1 protein-coding gene and 1 tRNA gene are annotated in these 1,075 nt (G+C 51.7%); one reads left to right on the top strand and one right to left on the bottom strand.

Annotated features, from left to right (window positions below; translation table 11 throughout):
• Positions 1 to 259: 259 nt before the first annotated feature.
• Positions 260 to 1,030 carry a recombinase zinc ribbon domain-containing protein gene (locus tag ACR0AG_RS22385; protein ID WP_480842887.1) on the top strand — a complete coding sequence of 257 codons (771 nt, stop codon included), beginning with the start codon at positions 260 to 262 and terminating at the stop codon, positions 1,028 to 1,030.
• Here the strand turns inward: ACR0AG_RS22385 and ACR0AG_RS22390 are convergent.
• Positions 987 to 1,063: transfer RNA gene (locus tag ACR0AG_RS22390), tRNA-Met, on the bottom strand. The genes ACR0AG_RS22385 and ACR0AG_RS22390 overlap by 44 nt on opposite strands.
• Positions 1,064 to 1,075: the final 12 nt, after the last annotated feature.

Below are 1,075 nucleotides of genomic sequence, written 5' to 3' on the forward strand. Positions count from 1 at the left end.
AATCTCTTCGGGCTTCGGTCTCTTGTTTGCCATTCGTGGTCCTCCGTTTCCTAAACATAACGGTGGACCAGTTCAGTTGGGGAGGCTCAAGCGAATATCTAAATTGAATCCCGAGACGGATTGGATCGTCCGTGACTTGCCCGAGCTTCGGACCATAGATGAGGAGCTTTGGCACTCCGTAAAAGCACGTCAGAAAAAACTGGACGAGCGAGGAAGCAAATTCTGGGCGAAGCAACGACCACGCTACCTGCTCTCTGGATTGACCAAATGTGGATGTTGCGGTGGCGGCTTCTCAATGATTTCTCATGACCGTCTCGGCTGCTCCACAGCACGCAACAAAGGCACATGCTCTAACCGCTTGTCCATACACCGAAGCAAGCTTGAACAGGATGTACTCGGCGCTCTGAGAGAACACTTGATGGAACCTGAGCTTTGCGCTGTCTTTTGTGAAGCCTTCACGGAACACATGAACAAGCTGCGTCGCGAGCATGACGCTGCAACGAATCAATTCCGACGTGAACTCAACACCACGAAAAAGAAACTATCCCAGATGGTTGACGCCATTGCCGAAGGTGCACCTGTCGCCCCTATTCGCGATAAAATGCATTCGCTGGAGGCGCGTAGATTGGAATTAGAAGAAATGTTGAAGGATGTTGAGGTTGCGCCGCCGCTTCTGCATCCGAACATGGCTCACCTGTATCAAGAACAGGTGGGTAAATTGATCGAAACACTGAACACGCCTGAGCATCGCGCTGAGGCGACGGAAATTGTTCGATCATTGATCGATAAGATCGTTTTGACACCGGACGTAGGCGAAAACCGTCTGGTATCTGATCTTCATGGATCACTCGCGGGCATCCTAGGGATGGCCACACAAGAGAAAGCCAACCCACAACTGACGGATCAGGCGATTGCGCAGCAAAAAGCGGTGATTGACGGGTCCAAAAACAACAGAAGCGCCCAAGAGGGCGCTTCGGAAGTTAAGTTGGTTGCGGGAGTAGGATTTGAACCTACGACCTTCAGGTTATGAGCCTGACGAGCTACCGGGCTGCTCCATCCCGCGACAGTTTTTGTG

Source organism: Ruegeria sp. H6, assembly GCF_056532975.1.